This window comes from Streptosporangium heterodermiicola (assembly GCF_051390675.1).
Taxonomy (GTDB): domain Bacteria; phylum Actinomycetota; class Actinomycetes; order Streptosporangiales; family Streptosporangiaceae; genus Streptosporangium.
In genome coordinates this window covers 135,856-156,430 of record NZ_JBPJSR010000004.1, presented here as the reverse complement: position 1 = coordinate 156,430, position 20,575 = coordinate 135,856, and the positions used below count along the sequence as shown (strand labels likewise).

Here is a 20,575-nt window from a genome sequence, read left to right as displayed (position 1 = left end):
ATGTATGCGGAGATAGAGATTTCCCGATCGGGCCATCTCCGCAAATGGCCTCCATCTCCGCAGAAGTTGCGGAGATGCGGAGATGTGCGGAGATAACAGATCGGCATCTCCGCAAGAGTTTTTGCTGGTCAACGGCTGGTTGCGGAGATGCGGAGATGTTTCAGCGGTTTTGAGGGGTGGAGGAGGTGTGGCACTCGACCCAAAACGTGTTTCGGTCACCACGGTCGTTCTTGGCCGAGCGGATCACGTAGTCACCGCGCCATCGGCCGATCTGCCCGGTGAGAAGTCGGCCGAGGGCCAGGGCGTTGGGCGTGCGGCCGGTGGCGGTGGTGATGAACTGGCCGTCCCATCGGTCCTGCTCTTCGAATCCGATCCGGTCGGGTTCGCCGGAGCGGCGCAGGTCGGCGGCGGTCATGGGCTGAGAGCCGTGTTGGGTGTGCCAGCAGGACAGGAACGCCCGCCAGCGGCTTTCGTCTTCGTCGATGTCGCGGATGTCGGCGGCGTTGGCCAGGAACCCGTCAACGTGGTGATGGGCGAGGAATCCGCCGAGGGATTGCGCCCAGGGGGTGAACTGGCGCATCGACACCGTGGCCGCTCGGGGGGCGCCGTGGCCGGTCCAGTCCAGCACCAGGATCAGCAGGTGCCACAGGACGGTGAGTTGGTTGGCCGGGACGGTGATCCACTGGTCCAGGTGCGGGATACCGAACCGGGACTGGTCGCGCTGCTCGGGCCGAGGCATGTTCGGGTCGAGGTGGACGCGGACGGTGCGCGACGCCATGTCGCCGCCGACCTGGAGGTTGTTGCCGGTGGCCATCCACAGCCGGTCGTTGACGGTGGCGATGTTGCGCGAGGCGCCGAGCTGGCGATCCGACCAGACGCCGGCGGTCACCAGCAGGGCGAGGGTGGGTGAGTCGATGACGGTGCCTTCGGCGAGGTTGTCCCACACCACCACCCCGACCTGCTCGGCCAGAACAGCGGTGATGCTCTTGCGCAGCTCTTCCTCGGCGTAGGCCCAGGGCATGACGCGTTGTCCGTAGAGCATGCCGGGGCCGCCGGTGAGGATGCTTTTGCCGCTGGCGGGCATGGTGGCGTCGATGAGGGCGAACGGGGTGAGTGATCGGGTGAAGTGCCGCAGGATCGGCGTGGCCAGCAATGCGAGGTAGTTGGCCCGGTCGGCTTCGCTGGCCCAGGGAAAGTCACGCAGGAACCGATTGAGCAGGAAGTCCCGCGCGGTGTGCACCTGCTCGGCGCTCGGGGCATCGGGAACCGGCGGCAGCGCGACCTTCGCGGCCAGATACAGGCCGGTGGCCGGGTCGTAGCCGGGCCGTTGCAGCAGGGTGCCATCACGGCGTAGCACCGGGGCACCGATCACGCTGCGCAGCGTCGGCACGCCGGGCCAGGTCTTGCTGGCCAGGACGGAGGACAGGATTTCGCGGGGTGGGGTGACCTCCTCTTCGTAGAACTCCACCCCGCCAGCGCCGTCCTTGCGCGAGCGCATCCGGTAGACGTAGGCGTGCTCGGCCAGCAGCCCGGCCAGCGTGGCGGGGTTGAGCGGGCTGGCGGTGACCGGCAGTGGCGAGTCCTCATCGGCCGCGGGGCTGATCTGCCCGCCGGAGACGGTCTCCATGTGGACCAGGGCGCCGCCGGAGACGTAGGTGTCGGGCAGCAGCTCATCCACCAGAGCGGCTTTGAGCACGCGGATGGTGTCGGGTCCGGAGCCGACCTGTACGCGGTTCGTGGTGGTCATGCGGGCACGCTCCGGGGCCGGTTGGCGCCCTTGCGGAACCCGGACCGGATAGTGCGGCGGGCCGCGCCTTCCGGGTGGCCGGCGCGGACGGCGGCACCGGCCAGCAGGTCTTCAGTGCTGGCAGCGTCCAGGGCGCCGCCGGCCACGAGCTGGCCGAGGGAGACCGCCGCTCCCCACAAAGTGATGTTCAGGCTTCCCTCGGCGGCGGCGGCGATGGCCTCCAGGCTGGCGCGGGTCGCGGTGTCGAGGTAGGAGCCGCGGCGGCCAGGGTCGAGGGTGAGCACCACGGGTCGTTGTGGCGGCGCCGGGGCGGGGCGCAGCCGCTCGGCCAGCCAGCCGGGCAGCGGCGCGGGCTCAGCGGTGTGGATCGGCTCGTAGGGGCCGGTGCCGTCCGGCAGGTCCACGAAGCTGCCGGGGCCGACGACGTAGCCGGTTCCAGCGCGGGTGTCGATCCGCCAGCCGAGCCCGTTGCCCTGCTCGCCGGAGGTGTTGGTCAGGGGAATGTCGTCGGGGGCGGTGAAGTACAGGTGCAGGCCGCCGCGGCGGGTGCGGACCTGGAAGGTCTCCAGCGGCACCGGTTGCCCGGCTTCCTCGCACAGCAGGGCGAAGACGTCTGAACCGTCGTTGACGCCGGGCCGCTTCCACCGCTGGGGGATCTGCTCGCCGGGCTTGGGCAGGTCGAGGTCCACCACTACCAGGCGCGACGGGCCGCAGGAGATGCCGATGTTGAGCGGCGCTCGCGCCCAGATGCGGCGGATCACCTCGGGGTCGACGGTGGCGTGCTGCTTCCACCGAAACCCGGTCAGCGGCACCTTGTCGCCGCTCGTGACGGGGAAGACGCGCCAGCCGCGGGCGGCGGCGGCCAGCGCGTAGCGAAGCTGCGAGGTGGGGTTCATGATGCGATGACCTCCATGGCGGGTGCGGTGGCCAGGTCGTAGGCGGGCAGCAGGGCGTGCAGGGCGGCGATGGCCTGGGCGGGGACCACGCCGTTGCCCAGGGCGTGGAGCTGCTGGGTGCGGGTCAGGGCGGGCACGTCGGTGACGTGGCCGGCGTCGATTCCCTGCATCCACTCGACGAAGGCGGGCGCAAGGCGTCCTCGATCGTCAACTGGCCGAGGGGCAGGTCGTCCGAGGATGTGCTCCCAGCGGGCGACGGCCGGGGCGTAAGGCCCCCAGTCGATGCCTGGTGCGCCACCTCGGCCAGCAGCATCTCCTGCGAGCGGCTCCCGCCTCGGCGTGTTCGGCCCCGGGTCGCGTCGGTCGCCGCCGGGGTCGGCAGCAGCGCTGCCACCACTCCGGGCAACAACAGCTCGCCTCGGTTGTTGCGCTGATTGCCGTGCGCGTTCGTCGAGGTCGGCGTCGGAAGGAGCGAGATGACCGTGCGCAGGTCCGGGCCGCCGCTGCCGTGTGTTCCGACTCCGTTGGTGTCGGAGGTGCGCGGGGTCGGCAGAAGTTTGGCCGCGGTGTTCGGCGGGCCAGGTAATGAAGAAGAGCCGATCGCGGCGGTGGGGAGCGCCGACCTGCGATGCGCGAACAGTGCACCACTGCGCATCGAACCCGAGGCCGGCAAGGTCGGCAAGGACGGTGTCGAATCCTCGTCCAAGGTGCGCTGCGACGTTCTCAAAGATCGCGAGTCGGGGTCGTAGAACGCGAAGGGCGGCGGCGATGTTGGGCCAGAGGTGGCGCTCATCTTCGATTCCCTTTTGAAGGCCGGCGTTGCTGAACGGCTGGCAGGGGTAGCCGCCGCACACGATGTCCACGGGCTCCACATCGGCCCACTCGACGGTCTTGATGTCGCCGAGGTTCGGTGCGTCGGGGTAGCGGTGCAGGAGAATTTTCGAAGCGCCGGGAGCGTTGTCGGCGACCCAGGCCAGGCGGGCGCCGAGCACGGCGCAGACGGCGATGTCCAGCCCGCCGTAGCCGGTGCATACCGATCCGACGGTGAGCGGCGTGCTCATGCGCTTCTCCCCTCGGTCTCGGTGGGCTTGGGGAGTCGCAGGCCGCGGAAGGGGCGGACCACGAGGGAGCCGTCGTGTCGGCGGATCAGGACGTTGCGGGGGCCGGGGCCGCTCCAGCGGATGAGCACCAGCACGGGCTTTCCGCGCTCCAGGTAGGTGCGGCCGATCATCGGGTGCCGTCGCGGTGCAGGCGACGGAAGTGGACGAACAACTGCCAGCCGAGGCGGGGCCGCATGCCGGTGCCGTTGCAGGCGCGGCAGGTGCGGTTCTTGCCGCCGGGACGGCACCGGGTGCAGGTGCCCCACGGGGAGATCAGGCACCGAACAAGGTAGCAGAGAGTGACGGCGAGTAGGCAGAGTCCTAGCAGGACGATGGCGGTTGCCATATGGGCCTCCAGGGCCGTTTTCGGGGTTTTCGCAGGTGGCGCTCTAGGCGCTAGGTCGCTGGCAGATCAGCGAATGGGGGTCTAGCGGGGCCTCTAGGTCTAGAGGGGGAAGCCTCTAGACCTAGAGGCGAATCCGAGCTCAGGAGTTGGCGCCGAACCCCTTCTTTCCGTCACGCTCGGTGATGGCGGTGAGGATGTCGTCGCGGACGATGCCGATCCGGTTGGCGCCCTTACCGCCCCCGGACGGCGTGCCCCACACCTGACCCGACTTGATGCCGTAGGGCTTCAGGGCGTTGGTCAGTTGCGCGGTCTTGGCGCCGCCTTCCTGCTCGGCCCACGGCCCATACACATCGGGCCGCAGCTCGGCCAGGCGGTCCACCACGATCTCGTTCCACACCTTGGTCTCATCCGCGGCCAGCACGGCGGCGATGTCGGCCAGCAGGTCGTAGGCGGGGGCGGTGGCCTCAGGCTGCTCACCGGCGGCCTGGCCCGACAGGGTTCCGGCGGCCTTGCGCAGTGCGTACGCCCGATCGGCGATGAGCTGGGTGGCCGGGGTGTCGAGGTAGGCGCTCTTGACGACCTTGGGCATCGGGGTCGCCCCCACCAGGTAACCGGTACCGGCGTCGCCACCCTTCTCCGGCGGGCCGGGGACGAACAGCGTGGAGCGGATGCCGTTCTTGTAGGCCGACGTGCCCAGGATCATGTCGTTTTCGACCTGGCCGGCCACCCGCAGGCAGAACCGGATGGACACGTTCGCGCTGATACCGGTGGGCAGGCTGTCCTTGTCGGGGCGCTGGGTGGCCAGGATCAGCACCACGCCCAGGGCGCGGCCCAGTTTGATGACGAACTCGGCGTCTTCGCCGGCCTGCTTGCCGTACTTGGGGTGGGCGAACAGGTTCTGGCACTCGTCGATGATGCAGGCCAGCGGATGCAGGCCCAGGGAGCGCTTGTCGGCGATGGCGCGGGTGACCTTGCGGTCCGGGCACAGGTCCGGCGGCAGCGTCTTGAGCACCCCAGCTCGGCGCATGACCTCTTTGCGTAGCAGGGCCAGGGAGGTGGCGGCGTAGGCGATGGCTTCGTCTTCGATGCCGGAGATGTAGCGGTGGCAGACCTGCTCATACGGGTCCAGGTCGCCGGAGCCCTTGAGTTCGTGAAACCACGGCTCGGTGGTGACGTCGAGCACGAGGCCGGCGGCCAGCTCCCGCACGGAGGCGGTCTTGCCCTGGCCGGGCAGGGAGCCGATGAGCACGTTGTGCTCGATGATCGGCACCGTGATCAGCCGTCCGCGGGGGTCGTTGCCGAACGGGATGCCCTTGAACACATCATGCGAGGCGGCCTTGAGCAGGGGCGAGGTGACGATGGTCTTGGACAGGTCCTTATCCCCCACCCACAGAATCAGCCGTCCCTCGTGGACGGAGGAGTCGCCCTCAGGCCAGATACAGCCCAGCGGGCGACGCAGCGACCCTGAGAGCCGGTCGCGCTTGTCCATGACGTCGCCCACGGTCACCCCGTAGGGCAGGTCGATGTCCGCGCGCCAGCCGGGGCCGTCGCGGGTGATCGGGGCCACGAACCGGATCGCGTCGCCCGGATGCTTGGCCATCGCCTGGGTGATGCCAGCGATGCCCAGCGCGGACAGGGCGCGGATGACGATGTCGGAGGTGAGCTTTTCCACGCGGGTGGGCAGAACCGCGCGGTCGATCAGGGGACGGTCGGCGGGCCGTCCGATGACACCCAGCACCGCCAGCGCCACGGCCAGCGCCGACCACTGCGCGACGGTGGGAGCGGCAGCCACCAGGATGGCCGCGATCAGCAGGGTGACCAGCGCGGCACCGGTCACCCACACCCGCAACCGCACCCGGGAGTCCCGCTGCCGGGACAGCTTCAGGTACGCCTCGGGGTCGGCCTTCTGCACCGCGGTCAGCCGGACCGGCTCGCCTTCCAGGTCGAAGGTCCAGCGCACCATGCCGTAGATCAGTCGGGCCAGGCCGCGCGGGGAGCGGGCGGCCAGCCGCCCGGCGTACAGCGGGGTGCGGGACAGCTGGTAGCCGGCCACGTAAGCGCCGTACTGGCCCGCCCAGGTCAGGGTCTCGATCGCCTCGGTGCGCGAGCGCAGCCACAGCGGGACGACCGGGCGGCGGGTGCGGTTCTTCTCCTCCAGCTCGGCCCGCCAGTCACGGTCGACTCCGCCGGGCAGGTCCACCCGGATGACCTCGCCCTGCAACACCGGGGGGTCCTGCTCCGGGGCCGCGGGGGTGGGCGGGTAGGGGTGGCGGCGCTCACGGGCGGTGTCGAGGGACACCACCTCGGCCACGTCGATCACGTCGGCGCGCGGTCCGTTGTCGATGGGTCCGCCCTGCTCGGGGATGGCGGTGGTGAGGTCGAGAGCCCGTTCCGGGCGGTGGCCGTTGGTCTCGGTCGGGATGTCGGTCATGATGAGGTCACCTCGTGCGTGTTGGATCGGGCGGGGTTGCGGGGCGCGGCCACGTTCTTGGCGGAGTGGGGCCGCGTCCCGTACGGACGGTTGGTGGAAGCGTCGGTGCTGGGGTGGCGGGTCACGTCGCCTCCTTGACGAGGGCATCGCGGACGGCGCGGGCGGTGTCCATCGCGCACCGGGCCGCCCGGCGGATCGCCGCGGCGCTGGGGTAGGGGGGAAGCTGCCCGGCGGCGATCAGGGCGCGCACGTGCGCGGTCACGACGTCGATGCCGGGGCCGTCGGAGTGCTCGCCCGGGTCGGGATCGGCGGTGGCGTTCGCCCTGTACTCCAGGGGAGTAAGGGGGTTACCGGATCTTGCGTCTGTGCCGTGGTCGAGGCGGGTGAAGGCGGCCAGGATGATCGGCAGCGCGGTCACGATGGCCACCGCGACGACCGGGCCGAGGACGTGCAGCACCAACCGGGAGATGCTGAACGTCTCGGCGACGCCGGGCAGGTAGGGCCAGGCGTTCATCCCAAGGGTCAGCGCGAGGAACAGCCACTCGATCCGGACCAGGGTGGGTGAGTCGATGGGCTGGCCGCGGGTGCCCAGGTAGGCGCGGGCGCCGACGACGACCAGCAGAGCCAGGGACATGAACGGCTCGACCAGCCAGGCGAACACCCACGAGGGCGACCAGGCCGGGGCGCCGTCGGCGGCGAAGGTCTGCACACCGGCCGTTGACCACGCCAGCGCGAGGGTCAGCGAGACCATGGCGGCGGCCACCAGCAGGCGGCGCATCCGGGCGGCCTGCCAGGCACGCATCGCCGGATCCTGGCCCAGCTCGTGCAGCCGAGCCGCTTCCCGTGCCTGCTTGCGGCGCTTGCGCACCTTGGCCGTGTCCACCAGCAGTGGCGCGTCATCGCCCTGAAGGGCGGCGAGCTGGTGGGCCTCGGCCACCTCGGCGCGCAGCCGCAGCACGCGCCGGGTCTGGCCGTCGGCCTCGGCCGGGTGAGAGGGCGAGGGGGAGATGGCCGGAAGCGGGGGCGGGGCCTGCTGGCTGAGGTGGCGTTCCAGCTCGGCCAGGCCCCGGGCGACGTCGTCCGGGTCGGGCATCGGCGCCGGAGCGGGAGGCGTGATACTCATCGGCCACCCCACAGGGCCGCCAGGAACATCACGGCCAAGAAGACGCAGACGACGATCAGGGCGGTGGTGATGACGGTCTCGATGTTCATCGGCTGACCTTCCCGGTGGTGGGCTTGGTGATGAGGGCGCCGCCGGGCACGCGCACGGCCTTGGTGTTGGTGCTGGACTCCTCGTGGACGAGGTGGCGCCCGTCGCGGTCGCAGGTGAAGGACTCGCTGCCGTCGCGGGCGACGAACGCGGCCCCGCACTTCTTGTCGGACATGGCTGTCTCCTTCATGGCTGGTCAGGCGGTGATGATGAGGGCGGCGACGAACAGGAAACCGATGTGCCAGGACTGATCGAGGGCGTAGGCGCCGGTGCCCAGGTGCGGGGCGTCGGCGGTGCCGGGGCGGGGGGCGCCGAGGCGGTAGAAGTCACCCTTGCCGAGGGCCTCGGCCAGGCGGGCCAGCGTCACGCGTCGGTCGGCCCAGTAGTGCGAGAGGGCATCCACCGCCAGGCCGGTCAGCAGCGCGATCGGGTGCAGGGTCAGGCCGGTGACCAGGGCGAGGGCGGCCAGGGCGGCGGTTTTGGTGGCGGTGAGGGTGGCGACGTGCCGGAGGCAGGCCAGCCGTCCGGCGGCGGTGGGTGCTCCCTTGGCGCACGCCTGGTGGTGGGTCTGCACCCAGTGATCCCCCACCGAGTGGGCGGCGAACAGGGCGACGAAGACGGCGGCGAACACGGCCATCACGCACCTGCTCCGGTGGCGGAGGGCAGGACGGGCGTGCCGTTGTCGCGGTGGTGGACCCGCGCGGACCAGGGGTCGAACAGGTCGAGCAGGTCGCGCAGCATGGCCTCATGGGCGGCGAACACCTGCCCGGCGTAGGTCGTTTGCAGGTGAGCCTCCAACACGGGGTAGGTGTGGGCCGATACCCATGCGGCCCGCCGGGCGTCGTCGGCTCCGGTGACGGTGGGGAGTTCGTCGACGAGGCCCAGTTCGGCCACGGCGGGCGTGGTTACCATCCACGCCTCGTCCGTCGCCCTCGGGTCTGGCACCACCCGCACCGGGTACACCGTCCAGGACGCGCCGGGAAGGGTCAGGCCGGTTTCCTCTTCCAGTTCGCGGGTCGCGGCGGTCAGTGTGTCCTCGCCGGGGTCCAGGCAGCCGCCGGGGATCGCCCAGCCGTGGTCGTCGTCGCGTTCGACCATCAGCAGCCACCGGCCACCGCCGCAGGTGCGGGCGAAGACCAGGGCGTCGGCGGCCTGCTTCTCGCCCCAGTGGCCCAGCTCACCGCGGCCGTAGCGGATGCCGGTCGGCGCACCGGGGCAGACCGGGCGGCCGTCGACCACGCGGAACGGGATCGCGGCGCCGGCCTGGCGGGCGGTCCAGTCGATGCGGGTGGGGTCGGTCTCGGTCTCGGCCCATCCCTCGGCGATGCCCCGGGTGAGCACGTCGGGGTGGGTGTATGTCGTGCGCATGTCGATCTCCTGTAGATCAGATGGACTGAGAACGGGTGAGGGTGCGGCACTGCCGGCAGGCGGCTCGGCAGCGGGCGCCGTGGACGGGGCAGCGCTGGACCTGACGGCCGGTGGTGGTGCCGCAGCGGCGGCAACCGATGGCGCTGGCCGAGCGGGAGCGGCAGTCCAGGCAGAAGAAGCGGGCCATGTCAGGCCACCTCCTGTCCGTTGCCGGCCGGGGAGCGGCGGTATAGGGACAGGGTGCGGATCTCGTCGGCGGTCAGTCCCGCCCACACGCCCTCGGTGGGGCTGGTGAACAGGGCGTAGGCCAGGCACTCGGCGCGGGCCGGGCAGGTGGCGCAGATCTGCTTGGCCGCGGCCTCCCGCTCCTCGCGCACCGCATCCGGCTCGGGCTCGAAGACGTCGGGGGCGGTGAACAGGTCGGCGGCGGTGTCGTCGCAGGCCGGTCCGGCGGCGAACATCGCCACCCGCAACGCCTTCCGGTGCGCCTTCTGGGCGAGATAGACGCGACGCAGCGTGGACAGGGCGGTCATCGCCGGCACCTCTGGCACGTGGTCGAGGTGCGCGGGTTGATGCCGCCGCAGCGGCATACCCAGGTGCTCGCGGTGCCCGGCGGCAACCATGGAGAACCGCTGGCGGCCCTCTTCCTGGTGGACTGGTGGGTCATGATGGTGGTGCTCCTTTTCGGGGAGTTCGGGAGCGGCCCATGTCCTGGCAGATGGGGGCCGCTCCCTCTCGTTTGAGCAGGTCAGCCGAGAGCGCTGGCGAAGGTCACCAGCGAGTCGGTGACCGTCATCAAGCCGGTGAAAGCGCTCGTCGCGAACTCGGCGGCGTGGGTGGGCTCTCGGACGATGAAGAACAGGGCCACGATCACAAGCACGGCGGGGAGAAGACGACGGGGCTTCGGAGTTGGAAGCATGGTGATAACGCCTCTCTTAGGTGTCGGGCGAGCTGATTCGGCAGCTTGGATTGCCTCTGACCTGCCGTTTCTACCTGTCCAACTTTGCTAGGCAAGTTGGATAAGTGCAATGCTGTCTGGCTTGGCTAGGCATGTCAAGAGGCATGGCTAACTTGCTTAGAAATGTTGGGCAAGTAGCAGTAGTCTTGCCGTGTGGAACTAGATCCAGATGACCCGCGCCCGCCCTACCTGCAGGTGGCTCACCAGCTGAGGGCCGCCATCCTGACCAGGAAGTTCACGCCAGGCGAGAAGCTTCCCTCTGGTCCCGAGCTGGCCAAGCGCTTCGGTGTTGCCCGAATGACCGTGCAGCAGGCCATCCGCGAACTCCGGGACGAGGGGCTCGTGATCTCTCGTCAGGGGAGCGGAGTGTTCGTACGGGAGCGCACCGCGCGGCCGGTCGGGCTCCGCCCGCACATCGAGCAGGCGTTCAAGAAGCCTGATGTCTCGATCGAGTTTGCTGGGTTCTCCGGAGAGACATTGCACGGCGCGATTCAGGAACCACTCGACAGCATCCGTGCCGGCCGATTGGTTCCTGAGAGCATCACGATTCGAATGCTCGTACCGGACACGAGCCGTCCCTGGTCTCTACCTGTCAGAGCGGACAACCTTGAAGATGATCCGCTCATCCGGAAGCGCATGGAGCGGATCTCGTCACGACATGCCCAGGCCGTCGTCGATTCTGTCCAGGAGTTGCGAGACCTAGGTCTAGTCAAGGCTGCTTCAGCAGAGGTCCGGATCAACGGAGAGCCCCCGCGGTTCAAACTTTACGTCCTCAATGGCGAAGAGACATTTTTCGGCTTCTATCCGGTCTTCGAGCACACCATCACTCTCGGCGGAGAGCCACAAGCCATCTTTGACATGGGTGGCAAGGATGCGGAACTCTTCCACTTTGCTGTGAGCGACGGCGGGGATTCCACATCTGGGCAGTTCGTCAACCAGTCCCGCATGTGGTTCGACAACATGTGGATCACTGTGGCAAGAGAGATCCCGTGACAACCCGGACGGGGCCGCAGGCCGTACGGGACGTAATGCAGAGCGCCCGTTACATTCTTCTCGATTTCGACGGGCCAATTTGCGATGTCTTCGCCGGATTCCCCGCGCCGGAAGTAGCTGACAGGCTACGTGTGATGCTCAAGGCTGCTGGTGTGGAGCTGCCCCAGAGCGTGCAGGAGCAGGACGATCCAATGGAAGTCTTCCGCTTCAGCGCGGATCTCGGCAGAGATCTCAACCATGCAACACTCAATGCGCTGACTGAGCTGGAGGTTGCAGCAGCAGCGACCGCATGGCTGACGCCGGGCGCTGCCGATCTCATCCGGCGATCGGGGGAGGCAAACAAGTCAGTTGCAGTGGTCAGCAACAACTCGGTAGCCGCTGTCACTGCATTCTTGAAGGAACACGGCCTACTAGCGGCCGTTGAGCTTATCTCGGCCCGGGTGGACCCTGACCCGGGGCTCATGAAACCGAACCCTTATCTTGTCCGGCAAGCTCTCAACCAGCTTGGCGCGAATACAGCGCTCTCACTTCTGGTCGGTGATTCGGTGACCGACATGCAGGCGTCTAAGAGTGCGGGCATCACTGCCGTAGGCTATGCCAACAAAGCAGGTAAGGCGGATCGGCTCGTGGCGGCCGGTGCCGACTTGGTCGTGACGAGTATGGAAGAACTAGCCCTTGCTCTAGTTTTGTAGCACATCAAGCGACTATCGGCGCACTTAATGCTCGTCATCAAAAAGCGAGGGTTGGAGCGCCCTGCCAGTTAGTTTGTATCGCATATTCTTGCTGGACTTACCGCTTTCAGTAGAATCGATCTTTCCTTCTTTCTTAAGTGTTCGCAACCAGTGTTCCGCCGTCTTTGGGCTGATGCTTAAAATCTCGGCAAGCTGTGTTTTTGATAGCATTCCCTCCAGTCGGAGCGCCTCGATTATCTGCTGACGTCGATTTGGGCGAGGGCGGCGTGTTTCCCCTGTACCTGCTTGACGTGCGAAGCTAGAAAGCGTGTATCGCGCCCCACCACGATTTCCGGTCTGATCAACTAGCTCTCTAGCAACTAGGTCTTGAAGTTCGAAAGTTGCTATTCTGCTGTCGGAAACACCGGATGCTGCTCGATACTTGGCATTGTCAAGAATCTCGCCGCGGCGCATCATAGCGAGAGCAATACATTGTCCGTTCTTCAAACCTTCGCGCCCGATTGCGTTAAGCCAGAGGATAGTTTCTTCATCGAGTAGTGCATGATTGGGCATGATCACTTCAAACGAAGTCACCTTGTCGCGGAAGATGGGAGGGCTCATGCCTGCACGCCGCAACGATCCGATCATGTCGCGGATTCCTGATCCGCGATTCTCGCAAACGGTACGGTTATCTCCTGGAATAACAACATCTTCAAGAAGCCTCATAAGTACGGCATTACGAGCGGACGACCGGCCGTCCTCACCTAGACGGGTTATGTCCACTGATCCAAAAAGACCGCCGGGATTGAGGATGCGCAGTCGGTCTGGATACATCTCAATCTGGACCTGTGTGCCTCGCGAACCGGGCGAGAGGTCTCGATGAACCAAGGCATTGACGATCGCCTCCCTTAGGGCAATGGGAGGGTATTCCCATACATCGGTACGACCTTCTGCGGATATCAGAGATCGTCGACTCATATTGCGCTGGATAATGGCAAGAGCTTCGCGGACCATCAATGGAATGGACCCGTTTATGCTGGAATTATCTAGAAATCTGACGCCAGCTGTATTAGATTCTCCGGTCGTGGTTGGATAGTGAACAAAAGTGACATTTAGCTGGGGGAAGTACTGTTGAGGATATCGGCCTAGGGACAGTATTCCGGCCAAAGTTGGACGCAGTACCCCTGTGCTGTCCATGATTGTTACTCTTGTCATCCGAAGAATCGTTTCGTTGTCCTCGTTTTCCCATAGACGGCTATTTTCTTGGCGGAGCCGTTCTACATAGATGTTTGTTGCCGATGTGTCAAGATCGCTTATCTCGGCACCTGAAACTGGTTCAAAGTCAAAGGCTGGTTGTCCTCGCTCTGCAATGAGTTGATTAACTTCTTCGGAAGTGAGTAGACGGTCTGTATCTCCAACTCGAACATAACTTCCTTTATTGATTCCTAGGCTCTTTATGTAGCAAGGCTTTTGTTCCCGCGGCAATTCGTATACTCTCGCAGCTACAACCGGTTTTCCGTCAATTTCAGCTATTGTGATCTCGGGCTGCAAGGGGGGTACAAATAAATCGCGACAAATATCGGCGAGCTGAGACTGCAAGCCTCCAGGATTATCTAGTCCTACGGCTGCAAATGTCCCACCATCTTGCAGGCCGAGAATGAGCGTTCCGCCGCCGGGCGTATTAGAAAATGCCGAAATGCTCTCTCGTGCAGACTTCGGCATACCGTTTTCCGCAGATTTAGCTTCGATGCGTGTGGCTTCTGCCCCAAACTTGCGGAGCTCCTGAACCTGCGCTTCGACCCAGTCCTGAGCCATCAGCTTCCTCCTCGGTAGTGGCCACATCCTCCTAACTTAGGAGGATCATCCTCCTAAGTTAGGAGGATGCATTGAAATCTTAGGAGGTTGAGGGAGTGATGTCACCTTGCTTGCGAACAAGACAGCCTGTTGGTAGGGCAAATGATCTCCCGGGTACATCTGAGTCCCTAGGTCTGCCAGCAGGTGGTCCGTGCTACGAACGTTGAGGCCATACGGTCGCTCGCCCGCCCATCGACATCCATGGTTGAGACGATCGAGGCCAAGATCCTCCGCCAAGAGTTCGCACTAGGTGATCACGGCTGAGGTGACATCGGTAGCGACAGCAACACCCCAGGACCTAGTTGACCTGTGGTGTGGACCTCTTGCCGGCGGGTCAAGGGGCAGTCATCGACCAAACAGCTACGTTCAACTATCCTTGCCTGTGCAACTAACTGTGTGACAACCGTGGTGAACTTCGGTGAGCCTGCACGGCCCTCTGGGGGCCGCCTACGTAGGCGTTCGCACTGACGTGTGCCGGTCTCGATCACGCCCTGGTTGCGTTCGGGACGAAGAGGACGAGAGCGAAGCGTCGCTTGCCGTCCGGGAATAGGGGCGGCATGCATTTAGGGCCTCTGGTGAAGCAGCGCTGTGCCGAAGGCGTGCCGAGATCACTCCCCGAAAGTGCATTGCAGCTGGTCAGAGCGGTTTCGCGGCGGGTCTGTAAAACCGTCGGCTCAGCCTACGCAGGTTCAAGTCCTGCACCTGCCACCAGCCAAACAGGCAGCTCAGAGGCCCTCCGGGGCCTCTTTTGCGTTTCCGGGCCATGCCGCCGCAGGCAGCCGGAAGCGGCCGCATGTCACTGCTCCACCAAGATGCGTGCAATGATCTTGGTCGTGTTTTCCCAGGTCACGCCAGCTTTCTAGCGCCTTGTTAACCGATATCTGTTCCCCCCGCTTCGCGGGCGCCTGGTGGCCATGGTTGCCCAAGACGGGCATGCTGATCAGGTGATGGGCGCTGTCGTACCATGCACTGTTCGAACCGCCCGTCCAGAGGACCTGTTGGCGGTCCTGCGGGTCTACGCCGCCGAGCGGAGTCCCGAAGATGGCTCTCCCCGCGTAGCTTCGGATCTTGAGCAGCGGACCTGGGCGCGGATGATGCGATCCGACGATCTCACCGTCTACCTCGCTGAGGTCGATGATCAGGTGGTCGGGACGGCGACGTTGATGACGATGCCGAACCTGACCTACGGCTGTTCCCCCACCGCGTTCGTCGAAGCGGTCGTGGTCGCCGTCGGTCATCGCCGCACCGGCGTAGCCACCGCGATCATGCGCCGACTGCTCGGTGACGCTCGATCCGCGGGCTGCAACAAGGTCCAGCTCCTGTCCCACAAGCGCCATGCCGTCGATGGCGCCCACCGCCTCTACACCTCGCTGGGCTTCGAGCCGGAAGCGGAAGGATTCCGGCTCTATCTCCAAGAGGTTCCCACCGCCGTTCGGGCCGCCAGGGTGGCACAGCGCTGAGAACCGGTTTCCTGAAACGCAAAAGGACCCCGGAGAGTCTCCGAGGTCCTGGTCGTACGGCAGGCATGTCATGCGGTGAGCGCGTCACCGATCCGCTGGTTCGCCAGATCCTTGTGACCGTCGAGGCGCTTGGCGTAGACCCGCAGCAGGACATCCACACTGTGCCCGGCCCGCTCTGCCACATCGGGAGCCGAGACACCCGGGCCTTTCCCCTTGAACGTGGACACCTTGGAGACTGGATCTTGAGGTCCAGGGGGAAGAGATGTCCCTGATGGTGATGAAGAACTACCCGCCCGAGTTCAAGGCCGATGCGGTGGCGTTGGTGCTGTCGAGGCCGGACCGGACGATCACGTCGATCGCGCGGGATCTGGGAGTCAGCCGCGAGACGCTGCGGGTGTGGGTACGAGCCGCGCAGGCTCGGGGTGAGGGCGGGCGGCGAGCGGCCGGCGGGGTCAGCACTGGCAAGGACACCTCGGCCGGGCCCGTACCCTCGGACGACGTGCTGGAAGAGGAGAACAAGCAGCTCAAGGCGCGGATCCGGGAGCTGGAGCAAGAGCGGGACATTCTGCGCAAGGCGGCCAAACTTTTCGCGAACGAGACAAACTGGTGAACCGCTTCCAGTTCGTTGAGGATCACAAGGCGCTCTACGGGGTGAAGCGGTTGTGCCGGGTGCCGCAGGTGTCACGCTCAGGCTTCTACCGATGGTTGAAGGGGTTGGCCCGCCGCCAGGCCGACGAGCAGCTGGCCGGGCGGATGCGGCGGATCCATGCCGAGCATGAGGGCACCTACGGCTCGCCTCGGATGACGGCCGAGCTGCGCGCGGCCGGGATCGTGGTCAACCACAAGCGGGTGGAGCGGGTGATGCGCGAGCACGGCATCGCCGGGCTGCATCTCCGCAAGAAGGTCCGCACCACCGTCTCGGAACCGGACGCGGCACCCGTGCCGGACCTGATCCGGTGTGACTTCACCGCCGAGCAGCCGACCACCCGCTACGTCGGCGATATCACCTATCTGCCCGTCAGCGGCGGCCGGTTCCTCTACCTGGCCACGGTCGTGGATCTGTATTCGCGTCGGCTGGTGGGCTGGTCGATCGCCGATCACATGCGCACCGAGCTTGTTGTCGACGCGTTGCAGGCCGCGGCGCACACCCGAGGCGGCCCTCTGGACGGCGCGGTGTTTCACACCGACAACGGGGCGCGGTACTGCTCTCGGGGGTTCGCGCGGGCCTGCCGCCAGCTCGGCGTCACCCGCTCGCGCGGCGCGGTCGGCACCAGCGCCGACAACGCGGCGGCCGAGTCCTTCAACGCGAGTCTGAAACGCGAGACACTGCAGGGCGCACACCACTGGCCCGACGCAGCTCCCCCACCTCGGCGTACAGGGCGTCGTGGCGGGCCTTGAGGTCTTCTCGCTGGCCGCGCAGCTCGGCGAGCAGGTCCTGGGCGGCCTCGTGCGGTGTCCGCACCCGGACCAGCTCGGTGGCGCGGGCCTCGGCCTGCTGCCGGGCGGCCTCCAGCTCGGCGAGATCGCCGACGACACGGGCGCCGATCAGCTCGCCTTCGAGCTGATCGCTTTCCTGGAGGCCGCCAACGTCACCTCCTTGCCGCAGGTGCACCATGACGTCGACGCCCGGCTCTCCTCTCTCGGCTACGACGCCGGCCACCGGGTCATCGAACTGCCGGCCAAGGGACCGCAGGGCACGACGCCGCGCGCGGCGATCCCGCCGTACGCCAGCGCCGCTCTCGACCGCTGCCTCGAACTGCGCGGCCCCGAGCAGGGCCCGCTGTTTCGCACCGACACCGGCCGCCCGCTCGACCAGCCCGCCATCTTCCGCAAGCTCCGCGAGATCGCCCGCGAGGCACAGGCGGCCACCCGGGGTCAGCTATCGCCGCACTCCCCGCGCCACTCGGTCGCCACCTACCTGCTCGGCCAGGGCGAGCCCCCGCACTACGTACAAGAACTGCTCGGCCACGCCGACCCGCACCACCCGCCGCTACGACCTGGCCCACGCCACCCTGGAGCGCCCGCGCCGCCCATCCCGGGCGCGGGCCGCTCCACCCTCTACCGGCCCCCGACCAGGGCGATCACGGCTGAGCGCCGGATCCACCGCCAATGGTTCCCAAGGGCCGTCGCGTCACCTGAGCATCCGCGGAAGAAGCATGCCCGGCCACCGCGCGGCAGGCGTGTCACTATCCTCGCGGATATTGGCATTGCCGCCACTGGAGTGTGTGGATCGCGCGCGCGACGCTGGGAGAGAACCGCCCGTCCCGGCGCGTCGCGCATCCAGAACCACGATGAGGAACACCGATATGACTGATCCGATGAAGGCCGTTGTGCTCGCCCGTTTCGGAGGGGCCGATGCTTTCGAGCTGCGCGACGTCTCCGTACCGCAAGTCGGGCCCCGCCAGGTACGGGTGCGCGTCCACGCGACCGCCGTCAACCCGCTCGACTATCAGATCCGTCGCGGAGACTACGCGGATCATGTGCCGCTCCCGGCGATCATCGGGCACGACATCTCCGGCGTGATCGAGGAAGTCGGATCCCACGTGACCGAGTTCCGCGCCGGCGACGCGGTGTACTACACGCCCCGGATCTTCGGCGGCCCCGGCTCCTACGCCGAGCAGCACGTCGCCGACGTCGACCTCGTCGGCCGGAAGCCGGAGAACCTCAGCCACCTGGAGGCGGCGAGCCTGACTCTCGTCGGCGGAACGGTCTGGGAGGCCCTGGTGACGCGAGCTCAGCTCACCGTGGGGGAGACGATCCTCATCCATGGAGGCGCGGGCGGTGTCGGCACGATCGCGATCCAGATCGCGAAGGCGATCGGCGCACGAGTGATCACCACCGCGAAAGCCGGTGACCATGAGTTCGTGCGCTCTCTCGGAGCGGATACGGCGATCGACTTCACGTCGACGGACTACGTCGATGCCGTGGCCGAGATGACGCGAGGCAAGGGGGTCGAGGTCGTCTTCGACACGATCGGTGGCGACACGCTCACACGAAGCCCGCTGACGCTCGCCGACTTCGGACGCGTCGTCAGCATCGTCGACATCGCGCAGCCGCAGAACCTCATCGAGGCGTGGGACAGGAACGCCGCCTATCACTTCGTCTTCACACGACAGAACCGAGGAAAGCTGGACGCGCTCACCACGCTGGTCGAGCGCGGTCTCGTGAAGCCGGTCATCGGCGCGACCCTTCCGCTCGCCCGGATGGGCGAGGCTCATGAACTCCTGGAGAACAGGCGGTCGTACGCGCTCCGCGGCAAGGTCGCGATCGATGTGGCGGGCGAAACCGTCGCGCTCCCCCCTCGCGTCTCGTAGCGGAACGCTCCAGGCGCTCGGGCGATGATCGCGGTGGTCAGCTCCGCCCGGAGAAGGTGGCGCGGTACTCCGAGGGGGACACATCCAGGAGCCGGCGGAAATGCAGTCGGAGGTTCGATCCGGTTCCCAGGCCGACCTGGTCCGCGATGCGGTCGACCGACAGCCTCGTGCTCTCCAGGAGCTCGCGGGCGGTGTCGACCCGCGCCCGGAGGATCCACTGCAGCGGGGTGCTGCCGGTCTCTTCGGCGAAGCGGCGCAGGAACGTGCGGGGCGACATCCGCGCGTGTGCGGCGAGTCCGGCGATCGTGAGCTGCTGGTCGAGCCTCGTCATGGCCCATTCGCGCGTCGCGGCGAGGGTTTCGCCATGGGCTGCCGAGCTGGTCTTCGGCAGGTACTGGGCCTGCCCCCCGGTCCGGTAGGGCGCGGTGACGAGTCCTCGTGCGATCTCGTTCGCCGCGCTCACGCCGAGGTCGCGCCGAACGATGTGCAGGCACAGGTCGAGACCGGCGGCGGCCCCCGCCGAGGTGAGGATGGGCCCCTCGTCGACGAAGAGCACGTTCGGCTCGACCGTGATCTGCGGATGCCGCTCCGCGAGCCTCTCCGCCGCGTCCCAGTGCGTCGTCGCCCGCAGGCCGTCGAGCAGGCCGGCATCCGCGAGGGCGAACGCGCCGTAGCAGATCGACGCGACGCGTGCCCCGCGGGACGCGGCGCTCCGGAGCGCTTCGCGCACCTCCACCGGTATCGGCCGGCCCGCCGGAGCGTACCCCGGGACGACGATCGTGTCCGCGTCGGCCAGTGCGTCCAGGCCCCGCGGGACCGCGTAGCCGAAGCCCCCGTGGGAGGGCACCGTTCCGGCGGTGACCCCGCAGGCCGACACCTCGTAGGGAAACCCCGACTCCGGATGGAACACCTCCGCCGGGATCCCGACGTCCAGCGGGAGCGCCCCGTCGAGTACGAGGACCACCACCTGATGCGGTCGCTGCATCACCCGGCTCCGATCCGGCCGACGCGTGCCGGCCGCGTCATCATCCTCGCACGTATGCGCATTACCGCCATCCGTGCGCATCCGCCTCGGGGGAGGGCGCTGTAACGCGGGAGGAATGATTCGGCCGGGCGGGCCACCTCACCGTCACGGCCGGGGACGGCAGGGCTGGCGGGGAGAGGCCGCGGTCGTGGTACGGCTTCGAGCAAGGACCACGGGGGCCGGGCACGCCCATGGAGCAGAAGCCGGCCTTCCTGCCCCGCCGGATGATCCGCTCCCGCGCCAAGCCGATCACCCCGCGCCAGATCGCATACGCTTCGTCGCCCTCGTGGTAGACCGGTCGGGACAGAAGTTCCGACTCGGTCGTGGGAGTACGATGGCAAATCCGGAGACCCACATTGAAGATCATCGCGTGGGTCCCGTCGTCGGCCACCAGGCCCGGCCTGATTCGGAAGGGGCGGACGTGTCCTGGAGCACCCGGGAGCTCGCCGAACTCGCCGGCACCACGGTGAACACCGTCCGGCACTACCATCGGATCGGCCTCCTCGATGAGCCGGAGCGCCGGTACAACGGATACAAGCAGTACGGCGTCCGTGATCTGGTCTGTCTGCTGCGGATCCGGCGGCTCGTGGAGCTCGGGGTGCCGCTGTCTCAGATCGGTGCGGCCGGGTCAGACGGGGACATCCCCGCGGAGGTGCTGCGCCAAGTCGACGCCGATCTCTTGGCCGAGGTCGAGCGCCTACGCAGGACCCGCTCCGACATCGCCGCCATTCTGCGCGACGGCGCCCCGGCCGACGCGCCCGCGGGCTTCGAGTCCGTCGCACTCCGCCTGTCCGCGTCCGACAGCTCGCTCATCCACGTCTTCACCCAGTTGTACGACGTCGACGCGCTGAAGGACCTGCGACGCATGGTCGAAGCCGACACCGACCCCGTCAACGCTGACATGGACGCTCTACCGGCCGACGCCGACGAGGTGACCCGGCAGAACCTCGCCGAGAGGCTCGCACCGATCCTCGTAAGGTACCTCACCGACTATCCCTGGCTGAGCGACCCGGCCGGGCACCTGTCCAAGAGCGAGCACGTCACCCAGCAGGTCTTCGTCGATGCCGTGGTCGCGCTCTACAACCCCGCGCAGGTCGACGTGCTCGGCCGGGCCAGCGTCCTCGCCCAGCGGCAACTGCGCCTCGCGCGCGACTGAGGACGACGGCAGTCCCGTATTCGACTCCGGCCGGCGAGATCGCGTTC

23 protein-coding genes and 2 pseudogenes are annotated in these 20,575 nt (G+C 67.1%); 7 read left to right on the top strand and 18 right to left on the bottom strand.

From position 1 onward, the window contains the following. Positions 1–160: 160 nt before the first annotated feature. The 14 genes and pseudogenes from ACSC1Q_RS10615 to ACSC1Q_RS10550 all read right to left on the bottom strand — a co-directional run bounded on the left by ACSC1Q_RS10615 (position 161) and on the right by ACSC1Q_RS10550 (position 9,978). Positions 161–1,747, bottom strand: coding sequence for a hypothetical protein (locus ACSC1Q_RS10615; RefSeq protein ID WP_436758493.1), 1,587 nt, complete (start codon positions 1,745–1,747; stop codon positions 161–163). After that, positions 1,744–2,643 carry a bifunctional DNA primase/polymerase gene (locus ACSC1Q_RS10610; protein ID WP_436758492.1) on the bottom strand — a complete coding sequence of 300 codons (900 nt, stop codon included), beginning with the start codon at positions 2,641–2,643 and terminating at the stop codon, positions 1,744–1,746. Before ACSC1Q_RS10610 ends, ACSC1Q_RS10615 begins: the two co-directional genes overlap by 4 nt. After that, entirely contained in the window at positions 2,640–2,813 is a 174-nt protein-coding gene (locus ACSC1Q_RS10605) for a hypothetical protein (RefSeq protein WP_436758823.1), read from the bottom strand. Before ACSC1Q_RS10605 ends, ACSC1Q_RS10610 begins: the two co-directional genes overlap by 4 nt. Before the next feature lie 453 nt (positions 2,814–3,266). Further along, positions 3,267–3,704: pseudogene (locus tag ACSC1Q_RS10600) on the bottom strand (DNA cytosine methyltransferase); the annotation flags it as partial. Then, complete coding sequence (locus tag ACSC1Q_RS10595; RefSeq protein WP_436758491.1) at positions 3,701–3,874, bottom strand: hypothetical protein; 174 nt, start codon at positions 3,872–3,874, stop codon at positions 3,701–3,703. The pseudogene ACSC1Q_RS10600 and the gene ACSC1Q_RS10595, both read right to left, overlap by 4 nt. Beyond that, a complete protein-coding gene (locus tag ACSC1Q_RS10590) occupies positions 3,871–4,089 on the bottom strand; it encodes a hypothetical protein (protein ID WP_436758490.1) in 219 nt (72 codons plus the stop codon). The genes ACSC1Q_RS10595 and ACSC1Q_RS10590 overlap by 4 nt, the downstream gene beginning before the upstream one ends. Before the next feature lie 139 nt (positions 4,090–4,228). Further along, positions 4,229–6,520 (bottom strand): cell division protein FtsK, encoded by a 2,292-nt coding sequence (locus ACSC1Q_RS10585; protein ID WP_436758489.1) that lies wholly within the window; start codon positions 6,518–6,520, stop codon positions 4,229–4,231. Positions 6,521–6,641: 121 nt separating this feature from the next. Further along, entirely contained in the window at positions 6,642–7,643 is a 1,002-nt protein-coding gene (locus tag ACSC1Q_RS10580; protein WP_436758488.1) for a hypothetical protein, read from the bottom strand. 85 nt (positions 7,644–7,728) lie between these two features. Next, the gene (locus tag ACSC1Q_RS10575; RefSeq protein WP_436758487.1) at positions 7,729–7,905 is read right to left on the bottom strand and encodes a hypothetical protein; all 177 of its coding nucleotides are present in this window, start codon (positions 7,903–7,905) and stop codon (positions 7,729–7,731) included. 21 nt (positions 7,906–7,926) lie between these two features. Further along, complete coding sequence (locus tag ACSC1Q_RS10570; protein ID WP_436758486.1) at positions 7,927–8,367, bottom strand: DUF3307 domain-containing protein; 441 nt, start codon at positions 8,365–8,367, stop codon at positions 7,927–7,929. Next, on the bottom strand, positions 8,367–9,098 hold the full coding sequence (locus tag ACSC1Q_RS10565) for an NUDIX domain-containing protein (RefSeq protein WP_436758485.1): 732 nt from the start codon (positions 9,096–9,098) through the stop codon (positions 8,367–8,369). Before ACSC1Q_RS10565 ends, ACSC1Q_RS10570 begins: the two co-directional genes overlap by 1 nt. A 16-nt stretch (positions 9,099–9,114) precedes the next feature. Further along, positions 9,115–9,285 (bottom strand): hypothetical protein, encoded by a 171-nt coding sequence (locus ACSC1Q_RS10560; protein ID WP_436758484.1) that lies wholly within the window; start codon positions 9,283–9,285, stop codon positions 9,115–9,117. Position 9,286: 1 nt separating this feature from the next. Then, positions 9,287–9,631 carry a WhiB family transcriptional regulator gene (locus tag ACSC1Q_RS10555; protein WP_436758483.1) on the bottom strand — a complete coding sequence of 115 codons (345 nt, stop codon included), beginning with the start codon at positions 9,629–9,631 and terminating at the stop codon, positions 9,287–9,289. A gap of 215 nt (positions 9,632–9,846) precedes the next feature. Then, positions 9,847–9,978 (bottom strand): hypothetical protein, encoded by a 132-nt coding sequence (locus tag ACSC1Q_RS10550; protein ID WP_436758482.1) that lies wholly within the window; start codon positions 9,976–9,978, stop codon positions 9,847–9,849. A gap of 231 nt (positions 9,979–10,209) precedes the next feature. Here ACSC1Q_RS10550 and ACSC1Q_RS10545 point away from each other — a divergent pair, with 231 nt between their 5' ends. Next, positions 10,210–11,049 carry a GntR family transcriptional regulator gene (locus tag ACSC1Q_RS10545; protein WP_436758481.1) on the top strand — a complete coding sequence of 280 codons (840 nt, stop codon included), beginning with the start codon at positions 10,210–10,212 and terminating at the stop codon, positions 11,047–11,049. 35 nt (positions 11,050–11,084) lie between these two features. After that, complete coding sequence (locus ACSC1Q_RS10540; protein ID WP_436758480.1) at positions 11,085–11,741, top strand: HAD family hydrolase; 657 nt, start codon at positions 11,085–11,087, stop codon at positions 11,739–11,741. Positions 11,742–11,765: 24 nt separating this feature from the next. Here ACSC1Q_RS10540 and ACSC1Q_RS10535 read toward each other — a convergent pair whose 3' ends face one another. Then, positions 11,766–13,535 carry an ATP-binding protein gene (locus ACSC1Q_RS10535; protein ID WP_436758479.1) on the bottom strand — a complete coding sequence of 590 codons (1,770 nt, stop codon included), beginning with the start codon at positions 13,533–13,535 and terminating at the stop codon, positions 11,766–11,768. Positions 13,536–14,488: 953 nt separating this feature from the next. Here ACSC1Q_RS10535 and ACSC1Q_RS10530 point away from each other — a divergent pair. Beyond that, on the top strand, positions 14,489–15,034 hold the full coding sequence (locus tag ACSC1Q_RS10530; protein WP_436758478.1) for a GNAT family N-acetyltransferase: 546 nt from the start codon (positions 14,489–14,491) through the stop codon (positions 15,032–15,034). A gap of 68 nt (positions 15,035–15,102) precedes the next feature. On the opposite strand, the gene ACSC1Q_RS10525 is transcribed toward ACSC1Q_RS10530, so the two are convergent. Further along, entirely contained in the window at positions 15,103–15,261 is a 159-nt protein-coding gene (locus ACSC1Q_RS10525) for a hypothetical protein (RefSeq protein WP_436758477.1), read from the bottom strand. A gap of 44 nt (positions 15,262–15,305) precedes the next feature. Between ACSC1Q_RS10525 and ACSC1Q_RS10520 the strand changes: the two are divergent. From ACSC1Q_RS10520 to ACSC1Q_RS10510, 3 genes and pseudogenes are all read left to right on the top strand, one after another. After that, a pseudogene (locus ACSC1Q_RS10520) lies at positions 15,306–16,390 on the top strand (IS3 family transposase); the annotation flags it as partial. Positions 16,391–16,418: 28 nt separating this feature from the next. Further along, entirely contained in the window at positions 16,419–17,348 is a 930-nt protein-coding gene (locus tag ACSC1Q_RS10515) for a tyrosine-type recombinase/integrase (RefSeq protein ID WP_436758476.1), read from the top strand. Further along, the gene (locus ACSC1Q_RS10510; RefSeq protein WP_436758475.1) at positions 17,341–18,348 is read left to right on the top strand and encodes a zinc-dependent alcohol dehydrogenase family protein; all 1,008 of its coding nucleotides are present in this window, start codon (positions 17,341–17,343) and stop codon (positions 18,346–18,348) included. The genes ACSC1Q_RS10515 and ACSC1Q_RS10510 overlap by 8 nt, the downstream gene beginning before the upstream one ends. Before the next feature lie 37 nt (positions 18,349–18,385). On the opposite strand, the gene ACSC1Q_RS10505 is transcribed toward ACSC1Q_RS10510, so the two are convergent. Both ACSC1Q_RS10505 and ACSC1Q_RS10500 read right to left on the bottom strand, forming a co-directional pair. Then, the gene (locus ACSC1Q_RS10505; RefSeq protein WP_436758474.1) at positions 18,386–19,333 is read right to left on the bottom strand and encodes a GlxA family transcriptional regulator; all 948 of its coding nucleotides are present in this window, start codon (positions 19,331–19,333) and stop codon (positions 18,386–18,388) included. Between the two features lie 61 nt (positions 19,334–19,394). Beyond that, positions 19,395–19,739 carry an alanine--tRNA ligase-related protein gene (locus ACSC1Q_RS10500; RefSeq protein WP_436758816.1) on the bottom strand — a complete coding sequence of 115 codons (345 nt, stop codon included), beginning with the start codon at positions 19,737–19,739 and terminating at the stop codon, positions 19,395–19,397. Positions 19,740–19,793: 54 nt separating this feature from the next. Between ACSC1Q_RS10500 and ACSC1Q_RS10495 the strand changes: the two genes are divergently transcribed. Continuing rightward, positions 19,794–20,528: a MerR family transcriptional regulator gene (locus tag ACSC1Q_RS10495; protein ID WP_436758473.1), complete on the top strand. Its 735-nt coding sequence runs from the start codon at positions 19,794–19,796 to the stop codon at positions 20,526–20,528. Positions 20,529–20,575 lie beyond the last annotated feature (47 nt).